The sequence below is a fragment of the Caulobacter sp. 73W genome (assembly GCF_041021955.1).
In the GTDB taxonomy this organism is placed as follows: domain Bacteria; phylum Pseudomonadota; class Alphaproteobacteria; order Caulobacterales; family Caulobacteraceae; genus Caulobacter.
On record NZ_CP158375.1, the window covers coordinates 1,508,609 to 1,532,022 of the forward strand.

Below are 23,414 nucleotides of genomic sequence, written 5' to 3' on the forward strand. Positions count from 1 at the left end.
GCCGAGGAGCGGCGACCAGAGGGTTCAGCCAGGGCATCGCGAGATCAGAAAACGACCTGGGTCAAACGTGACCGACCACTGGGGCGCCTGGCCGGATCTTGCTCCACATCCGCTCGTGAAAAGCGAAGGCCACGGTCTGGACCATGGGCTCCACGATTCCGATCGCGAGGGCCGCCTTCCAACTACGCGTCAGGGCGTAGGCCACGCAGATGGCCACCGTCAGATGCATGAAGGCGTAGCTGGCGGTTTTGAGGCAAGTGACCTTGAGGCAAGACATGACGTTCTACCGCGCCACCGGGGTCGTGGATCCCGCGCCAGGGCCGGCGCCAAGGTCGGCCCCGGTGACAGGGTCTGCGTCGGGTCGGGACATGGTTCGCATGGCGAAGGCTTCCACCGCCGCCTGCTCGTCCGCATCCAGATTGACGCTGGCGTCGCCGTCGCCGCCGTCGACAGCCATCTGAGCCGAACGATCGCTGACGAACTCCCACTGCTCGCCGGCGTTCCAAGGACCGCGGGGACCGCCGTCGAGCTCGCCGTCGCCTTGCGACATGTCGTAGTACTTGTCGGCGAACTCGGGCTGGCCTGGCAGCTTGCCAGCGGGGAAGTTGGGCTCGATCGAGTAGAGGGCCTTTTCGAACGACTTTTGGTGCGCGACCTCGCGGGTCATCAGGAACGTCAGAGCATCCTTGATGCCGGGATCGTCGGTGACGTTGATCAGGCGCTCATAGACGATCTTGGCGCGGGACTCAGCGGCGATGTTTGATCGCAGATCGCAGGTCGGATCACCGATCGAGTCCAGGTAGGCTGCGGTCCAAGGCACGCCCGCGGAATTGATGAGTTGGGGGGCGCCGCCGTAGAGAATCGAGGTGGTATGGCTCTCGCCGCCCTGGTTGATCGCCATATAGAGTTCGGCCTCCTCCATGGAGCCCTCGGCAAGCTGGCCTTTGACGCCGCGGTTGAGCATGGCGACGATCGAACCGATCACCTCCAGGTGGCTCAACTCCTCGGTGGCGATATCCAGCAGCATATCCTTGCGACCCGGATCCTCTTCGGCGAGACCTTGCGTGAAGTAGCGCATGGCCGCGGCCAGTTCGCCCTGAGGTCCGCCGAACTGCTCGAGCATGAGGGTGGCCAAGGCAGGGTTCGGCTCGTCGACCCGGACCGTGTACATCAGACGCTTGTTGTGCATGAACATGGCGAAAACCTCGCAAGGACGGATAGGGGTGTCCCGTTCCTAAGCGTTGGCGACCGCGCCCGTTCCAAGCTCTACTTGGCTAAATCAATCATTTTACTTGATTAAATAGATTAACGGCTCAGCCAGTTTAACATAGGTTTACATTAGCGGATTTTCTTCAGTTATTTTTACCGACGAATACGGAACATCGCCCTTGGGCAGGGGTTTCCGGCCGGCCTGATGATAGGCAAGCACGGAGACGACCCATGGCAGACAATCAGCAATAAAACCAAGGCTCATCCGAGCGCGGCTTCGCCGCTATGGATGAGGACAAGCAGCGAGAAATCGCCAGCAAGGGCGGCCAAAGCGTGCCTGACGAAAAACGCGCCTTCTCGCAAGACCGCGAACTGGCTGCGGAGGCCGGCCGTAAGGGCGGCGAGAGCGTGCCGGACGACAAGCGCTCCTTCTCGCAGGATCGGGAGCTGGCCGCCGAAGCTGGCCGCTGGGGCGGCGAGCCTCGGGCGGCGGCGGTCAAGGCGGTGGTGGCGGCCAAGGCGGGGGCGGCGGCCAAGGCGGGGGCAACTTCGCCGAGGACCGCGAACGCGCCGCCGAGGCGGGACGCAAGGGCGGTCAGTCCTAGCCTCGCCGGACTAGCGCGGGGCGGCGTAGCGCGCTCCCTCCTTGGCGCGCTGCCCGCGCGACGCCCCCCGTCCCACAGGCGGGGGGCGCTTCGCTGGCGAAAACCTCGGGGCGAGCGCGCGAGGCGCCGGTTCGGTGACGCTCGATCGGATGTGGCTTTATGGGGGAATCGGCGGCCGAGCGGGGGTGGCTCGACCGCCGCCGACCCCTGGGGGAGTGTCGGGCGGGCCGCGTGGGATGAAGACATGTCCCGCGCCCATCCAACCGGCGACGGTCGCGATAGGTCCCAGCTTTCAGCCGATGACCAGGCGATTTTCGCGCAGCTCAGCCAGGCAGCTCTCACCACGATCGACAGGCTTGGGCGCCTCGCGCACCCAGGCGATCAGCTCCTCCATGCCTGCCTCGAACCGGCGCTTGGGCCGCACGCCAAGCTCACGTTCGAGTTTGGTGATGTCGGCGAAGCAATGACGGATATTCCCCGCTCTGCTTTGGTTGAGCACCTGCGGCGCGATGTTCTTGTGCAGCAGGCGCGCGAGCGTTGCGGCCAGTTCGCTGATGCTGATGGACTCGCCGCTGCCCACGTTGAAGGCCTCCCAAATAGGCGCCTCCCCCTCCAAGGCGGCTGCGAAAGTCTCGGCGACATCGAGGACGTGCACGAAGTCGCGGCGCTGGCGCCCGTCTTCGAAGACAAGCGGCGGCTGGCGTCAGCGCCGTGATGGTGCAAAGGACGCCCGCCGCCGCGTTATCGTCAGGAATGGCCAGGCCGTCGCCTGGCAGGATGAAACCGAAAATCTGTCGGCGGCCGTCCGCCAAGCTGCGTTGTCGGCACGCCCATCCCGAAAGCACGATGCGCGGGATTGCGCTGGCGTCGCCTTCGCACGAAAGGTCCGCGCCGACGATATGATGTTGGATGGGTTCGGCGATCTCGGTGAGCCGGTCCCGGCAGGACTTGTCGAGCGGACGCACAACGTTGAGGCCGAGTATGTAATGCTGAAGCCGATCTACTCCGCCGATCCGCCGCGCCATCAACTTGCCTCGCATGCAACCCCTCCAGCCCCGATTGAGCGGACAAAGAACCGGGGTTGAAGCGATTAGGTCCGCTGACGGTTAATGCAGGCGCGAGCGCGCCCAGGCCCCTGCCTTTTCGAGGCTGGCGAAGGTTTCACTGGGGGTGACGGCGCAACGGCCAAATCCAGCCTCTAGATAGAAGGCGCCCTGAAGCTTGCCATGCTCACGGCCGGCCAGCTTGACGATGACCCCGACCAGCTCGTCGTCGGCGAGCATTAGATAGCCCTCACGATCAGCGCTGTCGGTGGCGACGGCGACAGGCGTGAACTCGATGCGCATGTCGAAACCCCTTTGTCCGCGTGTCTTTAAGTTACGAGCGATACCGCGCCTCGGATGACGGGCGAGTGAATGGACGGTTCAGCGGCTGCAAGCGCCTTGCCTTCGAGAACACCACCAAGAGGCCGCGATCTTTTTGTTCGCGCGCTGGAAACAACCAGGTTCGACCGAGCGTTGCCGCAGGTTGTTTCAATTGAGGGCTACCATGAAAGTCTTACTGCAAACCGCCGCCGCGGGTCTGCTGGCGGTCACGCTGAGCGCCTGTGGCGACAAGGCCGGCGAGCAACGCGCTGATGGGCAAGGCAACGAGCCCGTCAACATCGCCCAGGACGTGGCCGGCGCCGCGACGGGCGTCGCCAGTGGCGCGGTGGGCGCGGTCAGCGCGGACGCCTTTGCGCGTGATGCAGCTATCGGAGGTCTCTATGAAGTTGAGTCTTCGAAGCTAGCCCTCACCCGCTCAAAGAACCCGGACGTCATCGCGACGGCCAAGATGATCATCGCCGACCACACCTTGGCTAACGACGAGCTGAAGGCCTTGGCGGCGGCGGGCAAGGCCCCTTCCCTGCCGACCAGCCTCGATGAACGTCGCAAAGGCATGCTCGACAATCTGACCGGCGCCGCCGCCAATGATTTCGACGACCGCTACCTGGATCAGCAGACCATGGCCCACCACGAGGCGCTTCTGGCGTTCAACGGCTACGCCCGCATGGGCGATAACGCTGATCTGAAGGCCTTCGCGGCCAAGCACGCGCCCAAGCTTGAGGCCCACGCCGAGATGGTCACTAAGCTCGATCGCTCAACCAATGCAGACGACGAGGCCGGCTCTGGCAAATCGGCCAAGGCCAACGCTCTTGGCAAGGCGGCGCACGACGCCAAGCACTAGGGTTGTCCCTTACTGACTTCGTCGGGGGTCTGCGGGGGGAAGCGTCGGCTCAGGAAGGGGGATCCCGCTAGCCCAAATCGCCAAGGCGTATGAACCGCCTTGGTGATGCCGACCCGTGGACCGACCACGACGGGTGTCGGACCCATTGGCGCTGCGAGACCGAAGGGCGGCTCCAGGAACGAGCGTCCGCCCAGTCGCTGATCGATACCGAGGGCCTGGCAGAGATTTCCTGGGCCCGCGCAAAGCCTTTGGAATGGCGCGTCAGGGCGACGGCTGCGCATGGCTTCAATCCCGATCGTCGGCTCAAGCGCGCGAAACAACACAGCGCCGCCAGGCTGATCTCCGCATACGAGGTTCAGACACCAGTGCAGGCCAAATATCCGATAGACGTAGGCATTCCCCACCGGGCCAAACATCGCCGCATTGCGCGCAGTGGGGCCAATGAAGCTGTGGGACGCTTCATCGTCCGAATCATAGGCTTCGGTCTCGACAACAACCCCGCCTAGACCTTCGACGGTCAACCGCGAGCCGATCAAGGCGCGAGCCACGCGCCATGGGGGCTGATTCAGATCGAGCCAGTGGTCGGCCATGGCGTTGGAACGCTTTTGAAAAGGCGGCGATCCTCCGCCCCTCGGTTGTTATGGCGCGCTTTCGCCAAAGGAAAACCGCGCGCCCGGGACCAAAACATCTCAAGCCGGGCTTTTGGGGCGCAACCCGTCGGAGGACCTCCGGTCATGCCCCAAATCGATCCGTTCAGACGCGAGCCTGAGAAGGCCAACGCAGCGCAAGTGAAAGACGACATAAATCGTGCCTGACAGGCGATAAGGCCCCGGGGTTTGACCCCGCCGCAGCGCCGCTGGGAACCGACGAGGAAGCTGGCGGAGCGCCCCACGACCCGAGGCTCATGGCCGCCGAGCGCCGCGCACAGAGCGCTGCCGGCGTGCGCAGCAGACGGCCTAACGCGGCCGATCCCAGCCTCCCCCCGATGGCTGGCGCAAGGACGCCTTGGTTGTCGGCGCCACCTGCGTCCTGGGCATCGCATTCATCGCCGCCGCCGTGCTGGCGTCCGCCACCTAAGGTCCCAAGCGTAGCGGAAAGCTCCGTCGGCGTTCCGACAGAGCAGTCTGATCTTCGAAACCTGAACTCACCGCTGGCGTTGACGGCGCCGAGGAGACCCAACATGCAGTCTGAAAGCCTTAAGGATCCTATCCAAGACGCCGGGGTCATGGTGGCCGGCGGGACCACCGGGATCGGACGGGAGATTTCGCTTGGGCTAGCCCGCCGAGGAGCGCGGGTTTTCACCTTTGGTCGCGATGCGGCGGCGCTCGCGGAGCTTGAAAAGCTCGCACGCGGCTTACCCGGCCAGGTTCAGGGCGTGACCGCCGATATGTCCATGCGCGCTGATGTCGATCGCGTCTTCACCGCTTTCGACCAGCAGATCGAACGGTTGGACATGTTCGTGGGCTGCGCCGCCTTGGGCGCGGGCCCGCTGTCGGAGATGGACGAGGACGCCTGGCGTTATGTCGTGGAGACCAACCTGATCGGCACGATGGCGTGCACTCGGCGAGCGCTTGATCGTTTAAAACCCCACGGCGGACGCATCGTGCTCGTGGGATCGGTGTCCGCGGACCTGCGCGCCGAGGGCGAGTTTGTCTACGCCGCCACCAAAGCCGGCGTGCAGGCATTTGTTGAAGCGCTTCGACGCGAAGAGCGATCTCACCACATTCACGTCAGCGTCGTCGAACCAGGAGCCGTCGCAACGAACATGCAGCCGATGGACAGCGAGGCCAAGGCTGACGCGGCGGCCAAGGCGCAGATGCTGCATGCCGCCGACATCGCCCGGGGGGTTCTCTACATGCTCAGCGAGCCGCTTCACTGCGACGTCTCGTTGATGCGAATTGTCCCCGCCCGGCAGGCGCTTTGAAGAGGTCCTCATCCATGGCCAAAAGTGAAACCAACGAGGTTGAGGCCGTCAGCCCGTATGTCCTGACCCTGCAGCAAGATCTGCGCAGCGGCGCCATGAAGCGCCTGGGCGCTTTCGATCTTGGGGACCTGGAGGTGGAAGTCGCTCAAGGGAGCGACAGTCTTTGGGCCTTGGTCCGCAAGGCCGGCCGCGGCGGCGTGGCCCTTCGCGCCGTATATGGCGGCGGCGTGGAGCTGACCTGTCGCAAGATCGCCCCTGATGACGGCGTAGCCTTTTGTGTGGATGTCGACAGCTCCGTGGGCCGCCATCGCGTCACGTTCACGTCCAGCGCAGACGACCTGCACCGATTGCGCGTGGAAGTGAGGCTCACCCCTTCTGAGCCTCTGGTCTTGCCGTACGTGCCGCGCGACCTCTATCCGCTTGATGATCGTGATGATCCCACCGGCGCAACCGGCCAGGTGGAGGCGGCGCAGCGCGGGGTGAACAGCGGGCTTTTGTACTTTCGCCATGATGGCCCAAACTTCGGGAACGTTCTCTACTTTCAGAACTTCACGGCGCTCAACGCCTTCTATCGAGCGACTGGAACCACGCCCAAGGACACGGTCGGCGGACAGTGGCCAGAGCTGGGCTACCTGACCCCTTCGCCCCCTACCAGCGGCGACGAGCCGCCAAAGCCCCTGGCTGAAGGCGAGGAGGTTGTGGTCTCAGACGCTATCTTGGTGTTCAGGGATTGGGCCGCCGATCACGAGCGTGAAATGGCCCGCCAGTTTCTGCAGATGCTGGGTGTCGCCTACAAGGCGCTAAAGCCGCCCCATCCCGACTACCGTGACTGGGTGTGGCGCGCCGAGAAAACCCTGCAGGATCTGACCGATGCGCCTGCCGCCACGCGGCGTCATTACGACCACCTCTACGTCATGCCCTATGTGGACGGAGAGTATCCCGACGCAATGGTTCAGATGTCGGTCGTCGCCGCCTTGCACGACTACGGCAAGTGGCGCGGAGAAGCTGTGCCCCTGGAGGCTCGGCTCATGGCGGGAATGGAGCGCTTCTATGATCCCAAGCTGAAGACCTTGCGCCGCTACCTTCCCAATGTGGGCAAGGAGAAGGACGCCGACGCTGTCGACGCCTGGTACTACTATCATCCCTTGCTCAATCTGGGACGCCTGGCGCTGGACGGCGACGAGGTCGCCAAGGATCTCCTGCAGCGCAGCGTCGACTACGGCATCAAGGCGGCGCATCACTTCAAGTACGTCTGGCCAATCATGTATGACGTCAAGGACTTCGCCGTGAAGACCCAGGCGCGCAACGACGACGGACTGGGCCAAACCGACGTCAGCGGCATCTATGCGTACGTCATGCTTCAGATGCATCAGCTCACCGGTGAGCCGCAGTATGTGAAAGAAGCTCGAGCAGCCCTGGACGCCGCGCGAGCGATGCGCTTCGACCTGATGTACCAGGCCAACCTGACCGCCTGGGGAGCCGCCGCCTGCGTTCGGCTGTGGCGCATCACCAATGATCGCCAGTACCTGGCCCAAAGCTACGTCTACCTGGCCAGCTTCTTCCATAATTCGCAGATGTGGGAATCGCAGATCGGCCACGCCGAACACTATTCAAACTTCCTGGGCGTCACCTGTCTGCATGATGCGCCGTACATGGCGATCTACGAGTGCTTTGACGCCTTCGCCGCCTTCCAGTTCTACCTCGCCGACAGCGGTCCGGATCTGGAGCCCGCGGTGCGCATGCTGGTTTCCGAGTATTGCAAGTACGCCCTGCATCGCGCGTGGTTCTACTATCCGGACCAGCTGCCGCCGGACATGCTCGCGAGCGAACATCAGAGCGGGCGGATCGACCGCGCACTGTCGTTTCCTCTTGAAGACCTCTATGGCGATGGTCAGATCGCGGGGCAGATCGGGCAGGAGATCTATGGCTGCGGCGCTGCGTTCATCTTCGCGACGCGCTCGCAGCACGTGGTCGATGGCGCGCCGTTCAGGCTGTTTTGCAATCAGTTCATCCGGGCCAGTGAAAGGACCGGTGAGCGGGCGCTATACATTCAGCTCGACGGCGGGGAGACTTGCCCTGCTGACCTCAGTCTTGTGCGCCTCGCAAGACGCAAGCTTCCCACGCCAACCTTGAAGTCTGCTTGGGGGGATGTGATCGAGCCTCGGACGATACGCGACGATCGTATCGACTACCGCGTCCCGGCCCACGGCCGCCTCATACTCAGTTGGACCTAGACGCCTGAGAGCTTAGCTGTCTTGGCTGCTGCGGCCTTGGCTGGCGGGCGGCGATTGCGCCGGCCACTCGGCGCCAAGCAACGGTAGACGCGCAAGCTCCTCGGCGTCTAGGCCGCACCTGACGCCACCTTCAACGACGCGCAGACCGGCCACCGGCAACGCATGGAGGCGCTCACCCAGGCCGGCCGCACCGCCCTCGCGCACGACGACATAACTCGTCGAGAGCTCATCGCACCGAAGCATGGCGTCCACGACGCCGCCAATCGGCTCGCCTTCACGTCCCAGGAGCTTCCGCCCCGCCAGGCCGGCGGCGGCGAACAGGGTCGGGGCCCGCGAGGCGGCGCTCTTACGACTAGCTGCGGCGCCCCCACGTTCGTAGCGGGCCTGACGACCGAGCCAACGCCAAATCCCCACCGCATTGACCAGGGTGAGAAAGACGTTGGTCCAGAGCAGGTTTTGCTGGTCGCTCGATAACGCCACCGCAACCCACGACAGCGAGCCGATGAGGAAAACCACGAAGCCCGCGCCCGTTACACGCGCGCCGAGATTTGATGCGGTCATCACAGCGGCGACCATAGTCGCGGCCGGCGCGATCCACCCTGCGGCAGAGTTCAGGGACATGCGGCGGCCATATGCTCGACGCGCAACGCTGGGTGGGCGCGCCGCGGGCGGCGGATGGCGTGGCGGCTGTTAGATCGATGAGGTGCTGGGTTCATAGCCAGCCAAACCGTCGTCGTCGGACGCCTGTTCCCGTGACGCGGGCCGCGCGCGCTAAAGCGCAGCCCGCCAGGCGATGAAGAGGCGCGCCAAAGACGTGGCCCTATATCCAGGAGCCGACGCCGCTGTCACAGCGTAACGGCGCAAAATTCCAGGGCTGGCCAGGAGAGCCGCCGCCGCCGAGATCGATGGCCTCTTGCGGAGCGGCGCCGGCGTCGTAGCTTCGAGGCCGAGCGGCTCGTCGAAGATACGGTAGCAAAGATCAGGCTGATCGATGCGCTCGAGCAGCGACTGAATATCTTTGGCGACCACCGGGCGGTCGCCGCCCAGGTCACGACGCGGCCAGACGATTATCTGAGCGCCTTCATGCATCTGGAGGCGCCCGGCGCAGTTTTGCGCCCAGCTTGGCTGCCGCCTGCCAGGCGGCCCGCACGACTGAACGGCCAGCTCTTGGCATGGTCTTGACCGGCGGATCGTCTAACCAGGTCCAAATTGGCTGTTTGGGAAAAACCTTACGGCGCTGCGCCAGGGTGAGCTCCGGAAGACGACGCGTCTTTTGGTCTAGCGCGCGCTTCGCCAAAGAATAGATCGACCTTCCATCGCGCATCGTGAGCCTCTTCGGCCGACGTCACCATGACGGCGGGCGCAGCGGCTCCGCGGCTTCCCTGGAAAAGAGCTCGCCGGTTCAAACCGGCGAGCCGAGGCTAGGGAATAACAGCTGAAACAGCCTTCCTTGAAACTGGGCTCGGTCGCCTTAGGTCCGTGGGAGCACACACTTTCAGGCTTGCGCAGATGCGGCCTCGGCCAAGGCGAGCGGGTCTCGGGCTGGGCGCCGTTGAACGGCCTCGCCTGGCCCAACAGATCGCCCGCCAGGCCTAGCGCGTCCGCAAGGCGAACGCAGCCCGCGCTTAGGGCGCGCTGGGAGTGAGCCATTACGCTCTTGTCCGGCGTGTCGTGCAGATAGATGCCAAGCCGATTGGGCAGCATCAGCTTGACCTTGCCCATCATATTGTCGCGTCCAGGTTTCTGGCGCATCCGGACACTGGCGCGGCCCGCTGCGACCGCAGGCCAATTGACGTGGTACGAGGGCATAACCACAGCGTCTGCGGTCCAATCGGAGAGGACCTCAAAGCCTAGCCGGTCGATGGCGCCGGCCCCTTCGCGCACCGCCAAGGGCGCGTACCGGTCTTGGGCGATGTCCTCGGACACGTTCCAGTAGGGATTGAAGACCGCGTACTGGATAAGACCGCTCATGATCGACGTTGGAGACTGCACCTTGCGGATTGTTCGAGATGGCGATTGAAGGGCGCCAAGGAGCCGCCGCTATCGAGCAGTTGTTGAAGCTGGCGCGCGTGCGCTGCACCCTGTGCTTGCCTCCGAGCGGACGGGAGGCGACCAAGGTCGAAGTAGTTGGCCGCCCGAGCGTAGTCCTCATCGGCTAACGCCGAGATCAGGCCCTCAGCTAGTCCGCGAGGGCTGTCGCGACCGTAGGGGTCTCGAGGCGTCTCTTCGGCCTTGGGTTCGGCCGCGGGCAGCTGGGCCCAGGAGGGCGCGCTGGGAGCTGTGCAGGTCAAGATCGCCAGCACGAGAAGCAAGGCGCGAAAACGCATTGGAAATAGACTGTGACCGGCCGCGCGCGGAGGCGGCGCTCAGCCTAGACGCCCCACGCCATGCATGGGTTCCCAAGCCGTGGGGACGCCTTCGTCGCGGGAACGGATTTGCTCGGCCGCTCTTAGAGCGTCATTCCAAGCCAAGGAGCAGCACGTGGGCCTCTTCAGTTCAATCCTCGAAAAGATCTTCAACCACAAGAGCAAGAAGTCCCAAGCAACACCGCCGCAGCAGCAGGCGGTGGGCGCTCCAACGCCGGTGACGAAAGCCGCCGCGCCTTCGCCCGCGCCTGCGGCGCAGAGCGCTGCGCCTCAGCAGGTCGACGTTGAAGCGGTGCTGAGCGAACTTGCCCAGGTCAAGGGTGGAGGCGGCAACTGGCGAACATCAATCGTCGACCTCCTCAAGCTGCTTGACCTCGATTCCAGTCTTTCGGCTCGCAAAGACCTGGCCGAGGAACTAGGCGTGCGTGCTGGTCAAGACGGGAGCGCCGAACAAAACATCGCCTTGCAAAAGGCGGTCATGAAGAAGCTTGCGGACAACGGCGGCAAGGTGCCCGCGGACCTTCGTGACTAATCGGCGGTCTGCAGCAGAGCGACGCCGGTGAGCGGTCGGCTTTTATGGGATCAAAGGCGCAGGGGCGACGTTGACGGCAGACACCCTAATTGGAGGACTTCACCCGTGTCGCTGTCTTCGCTCCTTGGCTCCTCTTGGCGCTCAACGCCTGTTCAGACCCGCAACCCGGCCGCGCCTCGTGAGACAGGGCCATTGATGGCCCGTTTCACTCAATCGCTCGAAGCCTTGGCGCAACGCGCGCCTGATCAGCTGCGCCCCGCTGCCGACCGCGTCGCTGCATCGCCACGGCTGGCTGCGGCGGGACTGGGTTTCGCGGTCGTTGGGGCAGGCTTGATCCTGGCGACCAACAAGCACACCCGCGCAGGGGTCGCCGCCCTTGTTGGCGCCGCTATCGGTGTGTCGGCCGCAGCCAGGAAGAACCGCGGCGGCTATGGCTTCTAACCGCATCGCGGGCAAGACGGTCGTCGTCGTCGGCGCTTCCAGCGGCATCGGGCGAGCGGCGTCGGAACTTTTCGCCTCCAAAGGCGCGCGGCTGGTGCTCACCGCTCGCGGAGAGGCCGGACTTGAGGCGACCGCCGCAGCCTGCCGCGAACATGGCGCGGCGGTCATCACCGTGGTGGGCGACATCAGCGTAGCCGACGTGGCCCAGGCCGTCTTGACCCGCGCCGTGGAAGCGTTCGGCGCCGTTGATGTTTGGGTGAACAACGCCGGTGTGGGCGCCGTTGGCCTCTTCGACGAAACCCCGATGGCCGCCAACGAACAGATCGTAGCGACGAACCTCATCGGCGGAATGCACGGAGCGCATGCCGCAATCGGATACTTCAAAGCTCGAGGCGAAGGCGTCCTCATCAACACCTTGTCGCTTGGCTCGTTCGTGCCTGCGCCCTACGCCGGCGCTTACAGCGCCACCAAGTTCGCATTGCGGGCGCTGTCGCAATCCCTGCGGGGCGAGCTGGCGGCAAGCCCTCACATCCATGTGTGCGACGTCCTCCCAACCTTCGTCGACACGCCCGGGCTGGCGCACGGCGCAAATTTTACGGGACGGGCGATCAAGCCGCCGCCTCCCCTGGTCGGTCCGAAGGCGGTGGCGCGAGCGATCGTGGCGGCTGCCGAACGTCCTCGCCCACACACGGTCGTTGGTCGGGGCATGACGCTTGTCGCGCGAGCGGCCTATGCGGTCAGCCCCGAACTGACGATGCGGATGATGCGGCTGGGGTTTGAGTCTTATTTCGCCGCTGCCCCAAGGGTCTCACCCACCCAAGGCAATCTCTTCTCGCCCTCCGTGGGCGGCGCAGTCGAAGGCGGCTATCGATCCAAGTCTGGTCGCCTCATCGCCACTTCCGCGGCCGTCCTGGCGGTCGTCGGTCTGGGCGCGCTTTGGCTGGGATCATCCGTGAAGGGGCGTGCATAGAAATCCATCGCCGGTGGGAACATGCCGCGCTGGTCGACGGTTGACCTGGCAGAGGAGACCATCATGCAAGGCCGTTCCGCCCGCCGCCAAGGCGAAGCCATCGAGAAAGCGCGGCGCCCCGCCCGGCCCTATGTTTGGGCGATCGTCGTCCTTGCATTGTTGGTGTTCGCGATTGTTATGATCGCCCGTCCGGGCGACGACGCTGCCGACGGCGTGACGGCGGGGCTCAGCCAGGTCGAAAGCGCTCGGGCGCCTGCGAGCGCAGCCTCGACGCCAGCGACGACCGATCGTTGATCCACGCCATTCCTTCGCAAAGGAGCGTTCGGTCGCGGTCGAGCTTCGCAGCGTCTGGAGAATAGCCATGTCCCGCTCGCCCATAGAACGGCTGCTGTTGCTGTCCATCGCGGTTTGCTGGGCGATCACCTTCGCCGGCGCGTGTTCGGAGAGAACAACGCCTGCGGTCGCCCCGCAAGCCACCAGCGACCCTGCAGTGGAAGCCTCCAAGCCCTCTCAAGCCGCGCAACAGACACCGCAGGGCGAGGTCCCCGCCGATACCCCCTCCAAGCGCTGAGGACGTTAGGGGCCGGCGCCAATGATCGGCGCTGCATTGCAACAGCGTTCGCCATCTTATGGCCACGCTGCCCGACCATGGCCCCATCTTGTCCATAAAGCGGGCGGACTCGGCGTTTAGGGACACAGGGACAATCCTTCGTCCGCGCACCTTTGAACTTCCTTTGGCCTAAAGGGTTTGCGTCGACTGGAACGACGGGCCAAAGGCAAGGCCAAGCTTCGAGGTGCACAGGTTTTGACGACGTCACGTATCGAGTCCCGTCTGCCCTCAGAGGCGCCGCTCGCCATGCCAGCTCAGGATCTGAAGATCGGCGCCGCGGCGCCGATCGCGGGCTCCGGACGCGGACGCGGAGTCCTCTTCGCCGCCTTCGCTGTCCTCACCCTGGCGGGCGTAGCGGCGGCCGCCTTCCAACTGAGCCGTCAGGGCTTTGGACCCGTCGAATTCATCGCGCTGGCCCTGTTCTCGATCCTGTTCGCCTGGGTGGCGTTCGGCTTCGTCAGCGCCGTGGCCGGCTTCATGGTCCGCCTGCGCGATCGCCGCGCGTCACGTCGCGGCCGGCCGCAGCCGATCCTGTTCACCCGCACCGCAATTCTTCTGCCCGTCTATAACGAAGACCCCGGTCGCATCCTGGCGGCGGTGCAGGCCATGACCGAGGACCTGGCCCGGCGCGGCGTGGCCGAGCTGTTCGACATGTTCATCCTCAGCGACACCCGCGACATGGCCGCCGCGCACGCCGAGCTGGCGGGCGTCGACCGCCTGCGGGCCAAGCTGCCGTCGACCCCGGCGATCTATTATCGCCGCCGCGAGGAGAACACCGACCGCAAGGCCGGCAACATCGCCGAATGGGTGGAACGCTTCGGCGGCGCCTATACCTCGATGGTCGTGCTCGACGCCGACAGCCTGATGAGCGGCGACACCCTCATCGAGCTGGTGGCGCGCATGGAGGCCGACGACGAGCTTGGCCTTCTGCAGACCTCGCCTGAACTGGTCAACGCCGAGACGCCGTTCGCGCGGCTGCAGCAGTTCGCGTCGCGCGCCTATGGTCGGATGATCGCCGCCGGTCAGGACTGGTGGTCCGGCGCCGAAGGCAACTACTGGGGCCACAACGCCATCATCCGCACGCACGCTTTCGCCAGCTGCGCGGGCCTGCCCAAGCTGCCTGGCCGCAAGCCGTTCGGCGGCCTGATCATGAGCCACGACTTCGTGGAGGCCGCCCTGCTTCGCCGCGGCGGCTGGAAGGTGCGACTGGCGGCCGACCTGGGCGGCAGCTTCGAGGAGACGCCCCCGACCATCCTCGACATGGCCATCCGCGACCGCCGCTGGTGTCAGGGCAACCTGCAGCATGCAGGCGTGCTCGGCGCGGCCGGCCTGCACTGGATCAGCCGCGTCCACCTGCTGCGCGGCATCCTGTCCTACGCCACCTCGCCGCTGTGGCTGCTGATGCTGCTGGCCGGCGCGGGCGTGTGGATGAACGGCCGATCGGGCTCTTTGATCAGCGGCTCCGGCGGCGCGGCCTGGCTGTTCGCCGCGACTATGACCCTGCTGATCGCGCCCAAGCTGCTCTCCAATATCCTGACCCTGTCCGACAGCGCCGAGCGTCGCGCCTTCGGCGGCGCGGGTCGCTACGGCCTGAGCGTGCTCTTCGAGATCGTCGGCTCGACCCTGGTGGCTCCGGTGCTGATGTTGATGCAGAGCGCCTCGGTGCTGCAGGTCCTGGCCGGGCGTGATTCCGGCTGGTCGACGCAGAGCCGTGACCCCGGCCGCCTGAGCCGCCGCGAAGCCTGGCGCCTGCATCGCGGTCACATCATGATCGGCCTGGCCGCCGCCGCCATCGTCCTGGCCATCGACCCGGTGATGCTGTGGTGGTCGGCGCCGGTCTATCTGGGCCTTGTGATCTCCACTCCCCTGGCCATGGCCCTGTCCAATCCGGGCTTCGCGCCCTGCTTTGGCCTGCTGACCACGCCGGAGGAGCGCGATGTGCCGGCCATCGTGCGCCGGGCTGGCGAGCTTCGCGCCGCCTATGACGCCGAGGCCCCCATGCGCGCCGAGATCGAACGCCTGATGCGCGGGCCCGCGGAAATCTACCAGCTCGACCGGGCGCGCGCCCGCGCTGGCCGTCCCGTGGTCACAACCGCGCACCCCAGCCCACCCGCGCCCCTGGCCCGTCGCTGGTGGCGCGCCTACCGCTCGGCCGCGCAGGCGCTGACGGCCTGATCACGTCGACGCTGAGGTCGGGGTTTGCCGACGCGCTTCAAAGGTCCATCTAACGCTCATGAAGCTTGGCATTCTCGAGACGGGCGCGCCGCCCGAAGCCCTGGTCGATCGCTTCGGCGGCTATGGCGAGATGATGCGCCGGATGCTTGGTCCGGCGTTTCCGACCACCGTCTATGACGTGCGCTCCGGCCAGCTGCCTAGCGACGGCGCCGAATGCGATGGCTGGCTGATCACCGGCTCGGCGGCGGGGGTCTATGATCCCGATCCTTGGATCGGCGATCTGACGACCTTTCTGCGCGAGGCGTCCGGCGCCGCGCCCATGGTCGGCATCTGCTTCGGACATCAGGTGATGGCGCAGGCCTTTGGCGGGGAAGTGGTGAAGTCGCCCAAGGGCTGGGGCGTGGGCCTGCACACCTATGAGGTGGAGCGCGCTTATCCATGGATGGACAGCACCGCGTCGATCAGCCTGTCGGTCTCGCACCAAGACCAGGTGGTGTCCCTGCCGCCAGGAGCCGAGGTCGTCGCCTCCAGCGCCTTCACGCCCCTGGCTGTTCTCGCCTATCCGGACCGCCGCGCCCTGTCCCTGCAGGCTCACCCGGAGTTCGACGCCGACTACACCCGCGCCCTCATCGCCAGCCGGCGCGGGTCACGGATCGACGAAGACTTCGCCGACGCCGCTATCGGCTCCCTGGCGGGCGAGGATGACCGCCAGCGGGTCGCGGTCTGGCTGCGGCGGTTCCTGACGAGCGTCTGATAGGAGATCCAGCTAGAGATGGACCATTGAATGGTCCCTTTTTCAGTTCGATGTTCTATCCATCGCGAGACTTCGATGCCGCGCGTTTCGGTCACCGACGCCAAGGGTCAACTTACCGATCTTGTCCGCAGAGCCGAGGCCGGCGATGAGGTCATTCTGACGCGCCACGGTCATCCTGCGGTGCGCCTGGTCCCCGTCCGGCCCACGTCTGACGCGGCAGCGCGGCGCAAGCTGCTTCAGTCCGTCAGGCGATCGGCGATGCTGACGCGTAAGGCGGGCCCCAGCGCCGCGCGTAGCCAGGACTTCCTCTACGACGATGATGGCCTTCCTGAATGATCGTGGTCGATACTTCGGCGCTCATGGCGATCCTGTTGAATGAAGCCGAGGCCGATGCCTGCGCCCAAGCCCTTGAGACAGAATTCGAACTCGTGATTTCGGCGGGAACGGTAGCTGAAGCGCTCATCGTCGCTGCGCGCAGAAACCTTGGGGAGCAGATGGCTCGCCTCATAGACGGCCTGGGCTTTGAGATTGTCGAGGTGACGCGCAGCTCGGCGCAACGCGTTGCGCAAGCCTATGAGCGGTGGCGCAAGGGCGTCCATCCCGCCTCGCTCAACTTCGGCGACTGCTTCGCCTATGAGATAGCAAAGCAGCGAGACTGCCCACTGCTCTACGTCGGTGAGGATTTCGCCAGGACCGATCTGGAGTCCGCTCGCTAGGCTTCGCCACCGTATTTCTACGGACCTGCGCGATCGATCCCGACTGAGTACATGGAGGCCGGAGGCCCGCCATTCAGGCGCGCCTCGTTCGAGAACCATCATGTTTCGGGACGTAGAGAGCCTTTTCGACCGTATCGGCCAGGCCGATCTCAACTACCGCGTCTTCGACAACCTGCCCACGGAAGACGGCGGCGTCGTAGCCCTGCGCGCCAAGGCGCCGGCGCCATCCGCTCAAAACCAGAACCGCTCAGGCCTGCTTCGCGCCTATGCGACGAAGGTCGAGGTTCGACAGGCGCCGGCTCCGAGCAACGGGACCTCGCTGGCCGCATTGTTCACGATCCTTGCAAGCAAGGCGACCGACGCGGCCTGACGCGTGCTCTAGAAGGTCTCGCAAGGGCGCGCGCGGCGTGCGGGCGGCCGCGCGATAAGCGCCGCGAGCGCCAGGGCGGCGGCGAAGGCGATCGCCAGGACGATGAGCGAACGCAGACCGATCGGCCCCGCCATGCTGACGCCGCGCCCAGCCAGATAGCCTGGCGCCAGGAAGGCCGCGACCCACACCACGCCCGAGGCCGCATTGGCCAGATGGAAGCGCACGGGCGGCATGCCCGCCACCCCGGTGAGCACCGGCACAAAAGCCCGCAGCGGACCGGCGAACCGTCCGGCGAAGATGGCGATCACGCCATGGCGCGCGGTCGCATGCCGCGCCTGGTCGACGATGGCTCCGTGACGCGCCAGCCAGGGATGGGAAAGCGCCCGCTCTCCCAGCGACCGGCCAAGAGCGTAGGAGACGGCGTCGCCGATGATCGCGCCAGCGACGGCGAAGACGATCACATGGACGGGATCAAGGACGCCAGTGGCGATCAGGCCGCCGGCGGCGAACAGCATCGCGGTGGCCGGCAGGAAAGCCCCGATCACCAGCATGGATTCGCCGAAGGTCAGAAGCCCCAGGACCAGTCCCGCCCAGGCGCTGTGCTGGGCGATGAAGCCCGAAGCGGCGTGGGTGAAGGCGTGCATGGGTCTTGAGCTTTCCGGTCAACGGCCTCCGCCATCGGACAGCCGTGAACGGTGATATACGTCCGTACAGTAAAACTGCAATATGCGTTTGATGTATAGCCCGTACGCGCTTTGGAGGTGTGCGATGAAAAGCACACCGGGGGCGATCGGCGGCGCCGGCCGAGGGACCGCACCGCCCGCGCGCCGCCTACTTCGGATCGTCCTTGATGGCGTCCTTGGCGTCCTCAACGGTTTCCTTGACGCCCCCGACCACCTGATCCTTCTCGCCTTCGCGCTGCAGGCTCTTGTCGCCGGTCACGTCGCCCACGGCCTCCTTGATGTCGCCCTTGGTGCGCTGCGTCCCGCCGTCCGACTGATCGCCGCAGGCCATCAGCAGGCCCGCCGCGCCGATTAGGGTTATCGCCAGGCCGGTCTTTCGCATGGTCATGAGGAGCTCCATCAGTAGCGCCGCTTGAGCGCAGATCCCCTGTGTAAGACGCATCCACGGCAAAGGTTCACGATCGGCCGCAGCCGCCGCCCCAAGATGCCTAGCCGCGGAACGCCCTCTGGCAAGTCTGGACGTGCCGCCCCAAGGCCGATTGACCGCTCGAAACGGCAGGCATACCCCGTCGGGGCGTGTCCAAATGATGACGTTCTGTTTCCGACGAACGGATATGGCGCTAGTCCCGCTTGCGATTTTGCCCCCGTCTGCCTACAGCGATATGCGCGCGGTGGTGCGGCCTTGGTCGACATCGCCGCCGCGTGGTCTTGAACTTGAACAAATACGGTCCGAGCTGACTATAGGCGGCCGGTCCGGTGGAGCACCCATGGCGCACGGCGTCGTTAAATTCTTCAATGCGGCCAAGGGCTTTGGCTTCATCTCTCCGGACGACGGTTCGGCTGACATCTTCGTCCACATCTCGGCGCTGCATAACAGCGGCCTCGACAACGTGAACGAAGGCGACCAGGTCAACTTCGAAGTCGAGCAGGACCGTCGCACGGGCAAGCTCAACGCGGTCGACATCCAGGTCACCTCGGCGGCCCCCCCGCGTCAGCGCGGCGGCTTCGGCGGCGGTCGTGACGACCGTGGCCCCCCGCGTGACCGCGGCTTCGGCGGTGATCGCGGCGGCTTCGGCGGCGGTTACGGCGGCGGCCAGAGCGGCTCGCTGGGCTCGGGCTCGGGCGTGGTGAAGTGGTTCAACCCGACCAAGGGCTTTGGTTTCATCCAGCCTTCGGATGGCGGCGCCGACATCTTCGTGCACATCTCGGCCGTGGAACGCGCCGGTCTGCGCGGCCTCAACGACGGTCAATCGGTCACCTACGACCTGGAAGCCGATCGCCGTTCGGGCAAGACCTCGGCCGTGAACCTGCGCGTCGGCTAAGGCCAGCGCCAGCTCATGACTGAAGCTCCGCGTCGTCCGATCCTCAAACTGAAGACGACGCCCAAGCCGCCGGAAGCCGCGCCTGTCGCGGTTCCGGCGCAGAGCGCGCCGCAGTGGAAATGCAAACCCTGCGGCGCGGCCTTCTTCGTCGCTGATGATCTCGCGCCGGAGGATGCTGTCCGCTGCGTCTCCTGCGGCGCCCGCCTCGGCAAAGCCGAGGATTTCCGCTCCGGCTCCGGCAAGGTGCGAGCCCGCCGCATTGGTGGTTGAGCGCGGCTGCATGACTAGATTTACAGGCATCTCACAGTTCTAGAACCTGATGAGGCTGCACCATGCTTGCACTTAAGCTCATCGTCCGTGCTTAAGCGCGTGCTCGGGTGGCTGGGCGGCAAGGCGGCGCTCTATGCAGCGCTCGTCGCGGCGATTCTGGCCAGCGCCTTCGTCGTCCCCTGGCTTCAGTCGCAATGGCGCGATCCCGCCCGCCAGTTGGCGTCCGCCAAGCGGCTGGAGACGCAGGTGGTCGCCCCGCTGGCGACGCAACGTGTTCTCGCCCAGCAGAGGCTGGACGCGATCGGCGCCGACGCCCGCACCAAGAGTCTCGCCCAGTTGGATCTGGCGCTCGCCGAGGCCCGGCAGGAGAAAGCTGCAGCGGAAGGGCGCCGACGCTCCATCAGCGACAAGGCCGTCAGCTTGGCGTCGGGCAGGACCGACGCCCTGCTCCAGGACGGCCGCACCGAGCTCGAGATTCAGCTTCGCGACGCAGAGATCGCCGGCCTGAGCGCAGCGCGCGAGCGGATCATCAAGGGCGACGCCCTGGCCGCGCTCAGCCTCGACCTCGACGACGCCAGACAGGCGGCCGACCAGGCCCGCTCGACGTGCAGGGCCGCGCGGCTGGAGCTGGAAGCGGCCCAGGCGCGATGGCAGGTGAAGGCCACCCTTGGCCTCTACGACCGCGACCGGCTTGGCGATCTGACGCAGCGCCGGGAAGAGCTCTGCGCCCGCTCAAGGGCCGCTGACCAACGACAACTGGCCGCGCAGGGGCTGCAGGACGCAGCGGCCAAATCCTACGCGGCTGCGCGGGGCTGGACTGACGCCCGTATCGGACCCGTGACCGCCGAGGTGGAGACCTGGATCGCCAGGGAGCGAGTCGGAGCCGAGGGAACCTGGGGCCAGAAGCTGTCGCTTTGGGCGGAGCGCGTCCACCTGCCCGACGCCCTTCGCCGGGCCGCCGCGGCGCTGGCGGTCATCATCGCCGCGCCCTACCTGATCCGCCTGTTCTGCTATTTCGTCCTGGCCCCGGTAGCCATGCGCCGCCCTCGCATCCGCATCGGCGGAGACGACGCGTCCTCAGTCGTGATCCCTATGGCGGAGCGCTCGGCCGCCTCGGTCAGCGTCCGCCTGGCGGGCGGCGAGGAGTTGGTGGTGCGCCACGGCTTCCTGCAAAGCACCAGCGACGCCGGCGCAAAGGCGACCCAATGGCTCCTCGACGCTTCCCATCCCATCACCAGCATCGCCGCCGGCCTGACCTTCCTCACCCGCATCCGGGGCGAAGGCGAGGTGACGGGGGTCTCGGCGGTCCGTGATCCGTTCTCGGAAGTGACGGTGCTGACCTTGCCGCCGGGCGCGTCATGCGTGCTGCAGCCTCGCGCCCTGGCCGCCGTCGTCAAGCCTATCGGTCAACGCCTGCGCGTGACGGCCCATTGGCGGCTGCTGTCGCTCAACGCCTGGCTGACCATGCAACTGCGTTTCCTGGTCTTCCACGGCCCGGCCCGCCTGGTGCTGCAGGGCGGCCGCGGCGTCCGCGTCGAGAGGGCCGAGCGGGGGCGGATCCTGGGCCAGGATCAGGTCGTCGGCTTCTCCACCGACCTGGCCTATTCGGTGACCCGGACCGAGACCTTCTGGCCATATTTCTTTGGGCGCGAGCCGCTCCTGAAGGATCGGGTGGCGGCTGGCGACGGGGTGCTTATCGTCGAGGAGGCCCCCATGGCCGGCCGGCACGGCGACCAGGTCCGGCGTGGCGTCGAGGGCGCCGTCGACGCGCTCATGAAGGTCTTCGGACTCTAGTTGCCTAAGGTCGCCGGCCAAAGCATGCAATCACATTGTGATTGCAAAAAACATCGTGGCGAACTCGGTTGCTCGCATGAATAGCCAGCATTCGAAGGTGCTGGCGGCTGTCTTCCGAAATCCGGTTTCGTGAACACTCGCGTGGGCCGACATCGAACGCCTGCTCATCGCGGCCGGGTGCGACGTCAGCGAAGGCGATGGTTTTCGGGTCCGCTTTATCTGCAAGGGGATCGTGGCCTCGTTCCAACGTCCCCACCCGGCCAAAGAGGCCAAGCGTTATCAGGTCGAGACGCGCGAGACTTCCTTGTGAAGATTGGAGTGAGGCCATGAAGGCGCTGTCGTACAAGGGCTATGCCGCCCGCGTGGAATACGATTCCGAAGACGAAATCCTGGTCGGCCATATCGCCGGCACCCGCGATGTCATCGGATTTCATGCCGAGACCGCCAGTGAGCTCAAGGCGGCGTTCCGAGAAGCGGTGGACGACTATCTGCGCACTGCGCGCAAGCCGGCAAGACGCCCGACAAGCCCTACTCAGGCCAACTCATGGTTCGGGTCGGCAAGGATGTGCATGCCAGAGCCGCAATGGCCGCGGAGATTTCCGGCAAGAGCTTGGCCAAGTGGGCGGAGGACGTGATTGACCGCGCCGCTAGGCAGACCCTCGAAAGCACCGTCTTAGCCTGAACCAGACGAAGATCATCGACGGGCCAGACGGCCTCTAGGCCTGCGCCAAGGCAGCGTCGGCAGCTTCGGGATCGAGACCCGACAGGCAGAATAGGCGGCGAACGGCCTGGTGCTCTTCCGGCGCCAGGGTCCCGTCGGCGATCGCCAGGCCAGCGGCGGTGTGGGCGACGATCGCCGCGACGCCGGGTTCGGCCGCTAGCTTGCCGACCTTGGCCTCAGCCGAGCGCTGGGCCGCGTATCCGTCAATGTCAAAGGCCTGCTCGGCCGCTTCGAAGGCCTGAAGAAAGTCCTCGGTATCGAGTTTTCCAAGGCCGGACACCTCTTTAAGGCGCTCAAGCATGGAGCCGCGCTCGGCCGGGGTGATGGAGCCGTCGGCATAGGCGATCATGGCGCAGGCGGCGGCGAGCCCCTCGATGACGACTGTGTCGGACAAGATCGCGGGCGACTCGGGTTCTTCGGCAGCCGGCTCGGGCCTGGCCGAGGCATCAGCGGTAGCGGTTTTGGGCCTCGCTGCGAGGGCGTCCTTGAGACTCAGGCGCAGGCGCTTTAGCAACCCAAGCTTGGCGTCGTCCGGCGCCAAGCGGTCCTGCTCGGCGCGAATGGAACGGCGCACCACGTTCAGTTGGCGTTTCAGCTTCATGGCGTCCTGACGGTGAAGCGCCCCCTAACCTTAAGCTTGGGTCTTCGGCGGCGATCCGCAAGGGCCGCCCGGCCGCATCGATACGACCGGGCGAGCATACTAATAGTTGCGGCTCAGCGGCTCGATGGCCGCCGCCGCCTTGCGGCGATCCCCCTCGTCCGCTGCGGTCTCGTCACAGATGCCGCCGCCTAAGAAGCTGCGGGCCTCATCGCGCAGCGCCCGCTCACGTCCGATCTCGTCAGGGCTCAGCGGCGCGCCGTAGGGGTCGAAACTCAGCCAGCCGCTCTTGCGGTAGTCCTCGCCCCGGATGGAGGCGTCCACGCCGCCAGCGCTGAGCACGCCCTCGACGGCGGCGATCTCGTCGTCATCGGCCTTGATGCTGACGAGCGTGCCGCCGCGCCGCACGCCCTCGGCATAGACGTTGGCCTCATCGTCGCTGTGACCCGCTTCCTTGAGCGCGCCCAAGAGGCCGCCAGCCGCGCCGCCGGCCGCCGCGCCGATCACCGCAACGGCGCCCGTGGCCGCCAGCCAGCCCGCCGCGACCACCGTACCAAGGCCCGGAATGGCCAGCAGGCCAAGGCCGGCCAGAAGGCCCGCGCCGCCACCGACAAGGCCGCCCGCCGTCGCGCCCTTGCGTGCGCCCTGCGCGGTGTCGTTGCGACCATCGTTGTTGAAGTCGCCGAAGCCGCCGGCGCCGGGCCCCGTCTCGGGATGGACATGACCCTCGTGCCACTTGTCGGCGTTGTTGGAGACCAGGCTGATGCGGCTTTGCGCGATACCCTGGGCCTCAAGGCGGGAGACGGCCTCGAGGGCCTCGATGTGGCTGTCGAACAGCCGCGTGATGGTCCTGCCCATGTCGTTTTCCTCCTTGGTGAGCGCGTGGCGTCTGAT

31 protein-coding genes and 2 pseudogenes are annotated in these 23,414 nt (G+C 65.9%); 20 read left to right on the forward strand and 13 right to left on the reverse strand.

Annotation, left to right across the window (positions count from 1 at the left end; translation table 11 throughout):
- Positions 1 to 61: 61 nt before the first annotated feature.
- Both ABOZ73_RS07180 and ABOZ73_RS07185 read right to left on the reverse strand, forming a co-directional pair.
- Positions 62 to 277, reverse strand: coding sequence for a DUF2061 domain-containing protein (locus tag ABOZ73_RS07180; RefSeq protein ID WP_369061913.1), 216 nt, complete (start codon positions 275 to 277; stop codon positions 62 to 64).
- A gap of 6 nt (positions 278 to 283) precedes the next feature.
- On the reverse strand, positions 284 to 1,195 hold the full coding sequence (locus ABOZ73_RS07185) for a manganese catalase family protein (RefSeq protein WP_369061915.1): 912 nt from the start codon (positions 1,193 to 1,195) through the stop codon (positions 284 to 286).
- 299 nt (positions 1,196 to 1,494) lie between these two features.
- Here ABOZ73_RS07185 and ABOZ73_RS07190 point away from each other — a divergent pair.
- Positions 1,495 to 1,617, forward strand: a pseudogene (locus ABOZ73_RS07190) (general stress protein); the annotation flags it as partial.
- A gap of 59 nt (positions 1,618 to 1,676) precedes the next feature.
- Positions 1,677 to 1,814: a KGG domain-containing protein gene (locus tag ABOZ73_RS07195; RefSeq protein WP_369062498.1), complete on the forward strand. Its 138-nt coding sequence runs from the start codon at positions 1,677 to 1,679 to the stop codon at positions 1,812 to 1,814.
- Between the two features lie 292 nt (positions 1,815 to 2,106).
- Here ABOZ73_RS07195 and ABOZ73_RS07200 read toward each other — a convergent pair whose 3' ends face one another.
- On the reverse strand, positions 2,107 to 2,469 hold the full coding sequence (locus tag ABOZ73_RS07200) for an NAD-dependent epimerase/dehydratase family protein (protein ID WP_369061916.1): 363 nt from the start codon (positions 2,467 to 2,469) through the stop codon (positions 2,107 to 2,109).
- Between the two features lie 451 nt (positions 2,470 to 2,920).
- Entirely contained in the window at positions 2,921 to 3,160 is a 240-nt protein-coding gene (locus ABOZ73_RS07205) for a hypothetical protein (protein ID WP_369061917.1), read from the reverse strand.
- Positions 3,161 to 3,362: 202 nt separating this feature from the next.
- Here ABOZ73_RS07205 and ABOZ73_RS07210 point away from each other — a divergent pair, with 202 nt between their 5' ends.
- Positions 3,363 to 4,040 (forward strand): DUF4142 domain-containing protein, encoded by a 678-nt coding sequence (locus ABOZ73_RS07210; protein WP_369061919.1) that lies wholly within the window; start codon positions 3,363 to 3,365, stop codon positions 4,038 to 4,040.
- Here ABOZ73_RS07210 and ABOZ73_RS07215 read toward each other — a convergent pair.
- Complete coding sequence (locus ABOZ73_RS07215) at positions 4,037 to 4,630, reverse strand: DNA-3-methyladenine glycosylase (RefSeq protein WP_369061920.1); 594 nt, start codon at positions 4,628 to 4,630, stop codon at positions 4,037 to 4,039. The genes ABOZ73_RS07210 and ABOZ73_RS07215 overlap by 4 nt on opposite strands.
- A gap of 590 nt (positions 4,631 to 5,220) precedes the next feature.
- Here ABOZ73_RS07215 and ABOZ73_RS07220 point away from each other — a divergent pair.
- Positions 5,221 to 5,964, forward strand: coding sequence for an SDR family oxidoreductase (locus tag ABOZ73_RS07220; RefSeq protein ID WP_369061922.1), 744 nt, complete (start codon positions 5,221 to 5,223; stop codon positions 5,962 to 5,964).
- A gap of 95 nt (positions 5,965 to 6,059) precedes the next feature.
- Positions 6,060 to 8,198 carry a hypothetical protein gene (locus ABOZ73_RS07225; protein ID WP_369061923.1) on the forward strand — a complete coding sequence of 713 codons (2,139 nt, stop codon included), beginning with the start codon at positions 6,060 to 6,062 and terminating at the stop codon, positions 8,196 to 8,198.
- A 12-nt stretch (positions 8,199 to 8,210) separates the two neighbouring features.
- Here the strand turns inward: ABOZ73_RS07225 and ABOZ73_RS07230 are convergent, their stop codons facing one another.
- The 3 genes from ABOZ73_RS07230 to ABOZ73_RS07240 all read right to left on the reverse strand — a co-directional run bounded on the left by ABOZ73_RS07230 (position 8,211) and on the right by ABOZ73_RS07240 (position 10,169).
- Positions 8,211 to 8,819 (reverse strand): PRC-barrel domain containing protein, encoded by a 609-nt coding sequence (locus tag ABOZ73_RS07230; protein WP_369061924.1) that lies wholly within the window; start codon positions 8,817 to 8,819, stop codon positions 8,211 to 8,213.
- Positions 8,820 to 8,969: 150 nt separating this feature from the next.
- Positions 8,970 to 9,287, reverse strand: coding sequence for a hypothetical protein (locus ABOZ73_RS07235; RefSeq protein WP_369061926.1), 318 nt, complete (start codon positions 9,285 to 9,287; stop codon positions 8,970 to 8,972).
- A gap of 189 nt (positions 9,288 to 9,476) precedes the next feature.
- The gene (locus ABOZ73_RS07240) at positions 9,477 to 10,169 is read right to left on the reverse strand and encodes a L,D-transpeptidase family protein (RefSeq protein WP_369061927.1); all 693 of its coding nucleotides are present in this window, start codon (positions 10,167 to 10,169) and stop codon (positions 9,477 to 9,479) included.
- Positions 10,170 to 10,679: 510 nt separating this feature from the next.
- Between ABOZ73_RS07240 and ABOZ73_RS07245 the strand changes: the two genes are divergently transcribed.
- The 10 genes from ABOZ73_RS07245 to ABOZ73_RS07290 all read left to right on the forward strand — a co-directional run bounded on the left by ABOZ73_RS07245 (position 10,680) and on the right by ABOZ73_RS07290 (position 17,132).
- Positions 10,680 to 11,096: a DUF3597 domain-containing protein gene (locus ABOZ73_RS07245; protein ID WP_369061928.1), complete on the forward strand. Its 417-nt coding sequence runs from the start codon at positions 10,680 to 10,682 to the stop codon at positions 11,094 to 11,096.
- A gap of 195 nt (positions 11,097 to 11,291) precedes the next feature.
- Positions 11,292 to 11,537: a hypothetical protein gene (locus tag ABOZ73_RS07250; protein ID WP_369061929.1), complete on the forward strand. Its 246-nt coding sequence runs from the start codon at positions 11,292 to 11,294 to the stop codon at positions 11,535 to 11,537.
- Positions 11,527 to 12,507, forward strand: coding sequence for an SDR family oxidoreductase (locus tag ABOZ73_RS07255; RefSeq protein ID WP_369061931.1), 981 nt, complete (start codon positions 11,527 to 11,529; stop codon positions 12,505 to 12,507). The genes ABOZ73_RS07250 and ABOZ73_RS07255 overlap by 11 nt, the downstream gene beginning before the upstream one ends.
- A gap of 63 nt (positions 12,508 to 12,570) precedes the next feature.
- On the forward strand, positions 12,571 to 12,801 hold the full coding sequence (locus ABOZ73_RS07260) for a hypothetical protein (protein ID WP_369061933.1): 231 nt from the start codon (positions 12,571 to 12,573) through the stop codon (positions 12,799 to 12,801).
- 67 nt (positions 12,802 to 12,868) lie between these two features.
- On the forward strand, positions 12,869 to 13,078 hold the full coding sequence (locus ABOZ73_RS07265; RefSeq protein ID WP_369061935.1) for a hypothetical protein: 210 nt from the start codon (positions 12,869 to 12,871) through the stop codon (positions 13,076 to 13,078).
- 285 nt (positions 13,079 to 13,363) lie between these two features.
- Positions 13,364 to 15,292 (forward strand): glucans biosynthesis glucosyltransferase MdoH, encoded by a 1,929-nt coding sequence (gene mdoH, locus ABOZ73_RS07270; protein ID WP_369061937.1) that lies wholly within the window; start codon positions 13,364 to 13,366, stop codon positions 15,290 to 15,292.
- A 58-nt stretch (positions 15,293 to 15,350) separates the two neighbouring features.
- The gene (locus ABOZ73_RS07275; RefSeq protein WP_369061938.1) at positions 15,351 to 16,046 is read left to right on the forward strand and encodes a type 1 glutamine amidotransferase; all 696 of its coding nucleotides are present in this window, start codon (positions 15,351 to 15,353) and stop codon (positions 16,044 to 16,046) included.
- 75 nt (positions 16,047 to 16,121) lie between these two features.
- Positions 16,122 to 16,382 (forward strand): type II toxin-antitoxin system Phd/YefM family antitoxin, encoded by a 261-nt coding sequence (locus tag ABOZ73_RS07280; protein WP_369061939.1) that lies wholly within the window; start codon positions 16,122 to 16,124, stop codon positions 16,380 to 16,382.
- Positions 16,379 to 16,762 carry a type II toxin-antitoxin system VapC family toxin gene (locus ABOZ73_RS07285; RefSeq protein WP_369061940.1) on the forward strand — a complete coding sequence of 128 codons (384 nt, stop codon included), beginning with the start codon at positions 16,379 to 16,381 and terminating at the stop codon, positions 16,760 to 16,762. The genes ABOZ73_RS07280 and ABOZ73_RS07285 overlap by 4 nt, the downstream gene beginning before the upstream one ends.
- A gap of 100 nt (positions 16,763 to 16,862) precedes the next feature.
- Positions 16,863 to 17,132, forward strand: a complete 270-nt coding sequence (locus ABOZ73_RS07290; RefSeq protein WP_369061942.1) for a hypothetical protein — start codon at positions 16,863 to 16,865, stop codon at positions 17,130 to 17,132.
- Positions 17,133 to 17,140: 8 nt separating this feature from the next.
- Here ABOZ73_RS07290 and ABOZ73_RS07295 read toward each other — a convergent pair whose 3' ends face one another.
- Positions 17,141 to 17,776 (reverse strand): DedA family protein, encoded by a 636-nt coding sequence (locus ABOZ73_RS07295; RefSeq protein WP_369061944.1) that lies wholly within the window; start codon positions 17,774 to 17,776, stop codon positions 17,141 to 17,143.
- A 187-nt stretch (positions 17,777 to 17,963) separates the two neighbouring features.
- A complete protein-coding gene (locus ABOZ73_RS07300; RefSeq protein WP_369061946.1) occupies positions 17,964 to 18,203 on the reverse strand; it encodes a CsbD family protein in 240 nt (79 codons plus the stop codon).
- 379 nt (positions 18,204 to 18,582) lie between these two features.
- Here ABOZ73_RS07300 and ABOZ73_RS07305 point away from each other — a divergent pair.
- The 4 genes and pseudogenes from ABOZ73_RS07305 to ABOZ73_RS07320 all read left to right on the forward strand — a co-directional run.
- A pseudogene (locus ABOZ73_RS07305) lies at positions 18,583 to 18,726 on the forward strand (cold-shock protein); the annotation flags it as partial.
- Positions 18,727 to 18,921: 195 nt separating this feature from the next.
- Positions 18,922 to 19,137, forward strand: coding sequence for a cold-shock protein (locus tag ABOZ73_RS07310; RefSeq protein ID WP_369062499.1), 216 nt, complete (start codon positions 18,922 to 18,924; stop codon positions 19,135 to 19,137).
- A 15-nt stretch (positions 19,138 to 19,152) separates the two neighbouring features.
- Positions 19,153 to 19,407, forward strand: a complete 255-nt coding sequence (locus ABOZ73_RS07315) for a hypothetical protein (RefSeq protein ID WP_369061947.1) — start codon at positions 19,153 to 19,155, stop codon at positions 19,405 to 19,407.
- Between the two features lie 87 nt (positions 19,408 to 19,494).
- Entirely contained in the window at positions 19,495 to 21,201 is a 1,707-nt protein-coding gene (locus ABOZ73_RS07320; protein ID WP_369061948.1) for a hypothetical protein, read from the forward strand.
- A gap of 4 nt (positions 21,202 to 21,205) precedes the next feature.
- On the opposite strand, the gene ABOZ73_RS07325 is transcribed toward ABOZ73_RS07320, so the two are convergent.
- A complete protein-coding gene (locus ABOZ73_RS07325) occupies positions 21,206 to 21,547 on the reverse strand; it encodes a hypothetical protein (RefSeq protein WP_369061950.1) in 342 nt (113 codons plus the stop codon).
- A 198-nt stretch (positions 21,548 to 21,745) separates the two neighbouring features.
- On the opposite strand from ABOZ73_RS07325, the gene ABOZ73_RS07330 reads away from it, so the two are divergent.
- Positions 21,746 to 21,883: a toxin-antitoxin system HicB family antitoxin gene (locus tag ABOZ73_RS07330; RefSeq protein ID WP_369061951.1), complete on the forward strand. Its 138-nt coding sequence runs from the start codon at positions 21,746 to 21,748 to the stop codon at positions 21,881 to 21,883.
- 34 nt (positions 21,884 to 21,917) lie between these two features.
- On the opposite strand, the gene ABOZ73_RS07335 is transcribed toward ABOZ73_RS07330, so the two are convergent.
- Positions 21,918 to 22,523, reverse strand: a complete 606-nt coding sequence (locus tag ABOZ73_RS07335; RefSeq protein WP_369061952.1) for a TerB family tellurite resistance protein — start codon at positions 22,521 to 22,523, stop codon at positions 21,918 to 21,920.
- 99 nt (positions 22,524 to 22,622) lie between these two features.
- Positions 22,623 to 23,378 (reverse strand): hypothetical protein, encoded by a 756-nt coding sequence (locus tag ABOZ73_RS07340; protein WP_369061953.1) that lies wholly within the window; start codon positions 23,376 to 23,378, stop codon positions 22,623 to 22,625.
- Positions 23,379 to 23,414 lie beyond the last annotated feature (36 nt).